Genomic DNA, 2,252 nt, shown 5'->3' on the forward strand with positions numbered 1-2,252 from the left:
CCGAGGTCGCTGCCCCGCCAGCGCTCGACGAGGAAGCGCTGCGCCATGCACAGCATGATGAGCAGCGCGATGTTGCCTACGAAGTCGCGAAGGATCATTCGCCCGCCTCCGCCGTGCCCGCCGGCACTATGGGCGAAATGCCGTGGGCTGTCTCGCGCGCTCCGCGCCCCAACTCGGCCGCCGGCATCCTAGCGGCCGCGGAGGCTGAGGATGTGCTCGGCGATGTCGGCGGCGTCGGCCCGGGTCAGGCCGGGGTCGGGCATGCCGCCGTGCGGCGCGCCGAGGAAGGTGGTGATGCGCTCGCGCGTCGTCGCCGGCGCGGCGGCGACGGTGGGGAAGGCGGTCGCGTTGTCCGCGCCGTGGCCGCCGTGGTCGACGACGTGGCAGGCGGCGCACCATTGCCGCGCCAGGTCGCGTCCGCGCGCGGCATCCGGCGCCTGCTGCGCCAGGGCGGGCGCCGCGCCCACGGCGAGGAGGGCGGCCAGCAGTTGCAGGGGTACTCGCATGTCGTTCCTCCGCCAGGACAGCCACGGCCAATTGTCACGGGCAGTTGTCACGGGCGGCCCGAGGTGCCGTCAATGATCTAGCGCAGTCCCGTCGAGGAGCAATGCGTCGAGAAGCGGGCGGAGGCGACCCTGGACCAGCCGTTCGTTCAGCACGTTGTGGCGGCCGGTGCCGGCGACGGGATGGCGGCGGGCGGGCACCAGGGCCGCCAGTGCCGCCGCCTTCTCGGCGTCGCGGGGAAAGCCCGCGGCATGGACCAGCACGATCTCCGGCATCGGCACCGGCCGCCGCGCCAGCATCTCCGAGAAGATCGCGAACGACAGCCCGCGCAGCGCCAGGCGCGGATCCTCGATGTCGGGGCTGGAGCCGCCGACCGAGACGGCGCGGTCGAGCCCGAGGGCGACTGCCATGCAGACCGCGGGCAGGCCGCCGCCGCTGACGCCGAAGGCGACCACCCGGCGGTAGCCCCTGCGACCGACATCGGCGCCGATGCGGGCGACGAGCCCGGGGAAGTCGTCGGCGAGCCCGCCGCCGCCCCGCAGGAAATAGGACCGGGTCTGGTCCTGGATCAGCATCAGGTCCATGTCCCGGGCGCGGCAATGCTGGAGGAAGACCGGGGTCGGCATCATCAGGCGGTGGGCGTCGCCGGCGAAGGCGACGACCAGCGTCCGCCCGGCCGGCGGCAGGTCGGGATGGGTGTAGAGCGAGGCGCTGTCGCCCACCGCCTCCCGGACATAGGGCTGGAGCGGCAGCCGGCTCTGGCTCGCCATCGCCTGCAGGCGGGCGAGCCATTCCAGGCTCGCGGGCGGCAGCGCCGCCTTGGCCGCGTGGCGCAGGATCGCCTCGACGTCGGCGGGCGTGATGTAGGTGTCGAGGGCGATGTGGAGTTGGTTGACCGCATTCGGGGTCGCGCAGCCGGCGAGCTTGGCGAGGTAGCGCGGGACGAGGTCGGTCACCGGTAGCCGAAGCGCTCGAGGAACGGCCGGAACCGGCGCTCGGCCGTCGCCTGCTGGGCGCCGTCGAGCAGTTCGCGCCACTTGCCGATGCGGCCGTCGCCGACATGGTTCGGGTGGATGTGGGTGACGCGGTCGAACAGATCCTCGCCGATGCGAATCAGGCGCGCCTCCGGCAGGTCGGGAACGCGGTCGCCGAAGGCGCGGACGGCGGCGGCGTCGTAGCGCGCCACGAGGTCGCGGCACTCCTTGGCGGCGGCCGCGATGCCGAGATGGCGGCCGATCTCCGCCACCGTCTCGGGCTTCCCGGTGAAGCCGTCCTCGTAGCGGAAGACCGGGTGGCCGGCCGCGGCCTGGCGCAGGACGTGGCGGACGTCCTTCTCCATCTGCGCCACCGCCTCCTCGAAGGAGCGGCCGAAGCGCTGCATCATCGACAGGGCGGCGTCGCGCGGGTCGCGGATGCTGATCAGGACGGGCGCCCGTGCGAGCCACAGGACGAGCGACAGGTCCGGGGCGATCCGGTGGCACTTCATCAGGATATGGCGTCCCTCCAGGTCCCCCGGCTGGAAGAGCGATCGCGCGGTTTCGCCATAGCCGATCGCGATCGACTTCGCGCCGAGGCGCGCCGTCAGCAGTTCGCGGGCGACGTTGAACACCCAGGTCGAGGCGCTGCCGTGCAGCCCGAACGCGGCGGTGAGGCGCGGCAGAACCGCTGGCGGCATGGCGACGGGCCCGATTGACAGGTTGTCCGAACGAGGCGGGGGAGCGGCCCGACCCATGGAAGGCGAGTGGCGT

Annotated in this window: 3 protein-coding genes; all 3 read right to left on the minus strand. The window is 73.1% G+C overall.

The window, feature by feature from the left end; genetic code table 11:
* Positions 1–188 precede the first annotated feature (188 nt).
* The 3 genes from ACE3Q3_RS24040 to ACE3Q3_RS24050 all read right to left on the minus strand — a co-directional run bounded on the left by ACE3Q3_RS24040 (position 189) and on the right by ACE3Q3_RS24050 (position 2,179).
* Positions 189–506: a c-type cytochrome gene (locus ACE3Q3_RS24040; RefSeq protein WP_374450344.1), complete on the minus strand. Its 318-nt coding sequence runs from the start codon at positions 504–506 to the stop codon at positions 189–191.
* 69 nt (positions 507–575) lie between these two features.
* Positions 576–1,460 (minus strand): hypothetical protein, encoded by an 885-nt coding sequence (locus tag ACE3Q3_RS24045; protein ID WP_374450346.1) that lies wholly within the window; start codon positions 1,458–1,460, stop codon positions 576–578.
* Positions 1,457–2,179 carry a hypothetical protein gene (locus tag ACE3Q3_RS24050; RefSeq protein WP_374450347.1) on the minus strand — a complete coding sequence of 241 codons (723 nt, stop codon included), beginning with the start codon at positions 2,177–2,179 and terminating at the stop codon, positions 1,457–1,459. Before ACE3Q3_RS24050 ends, ACE3Q3_RS24045 begins: the two co-directional genes overlap by 4 nt.
* Positions 2,180–2,252: the final 73 nt, after the last annotated feature.

This window comes from Allostella sp. (genome assembly GCF_041913585.1).
GTDB lineage: Bacteria > Pseudomonadota > Alphaproteobacteria > ATCC43930 > Allostellaceae > Allostella.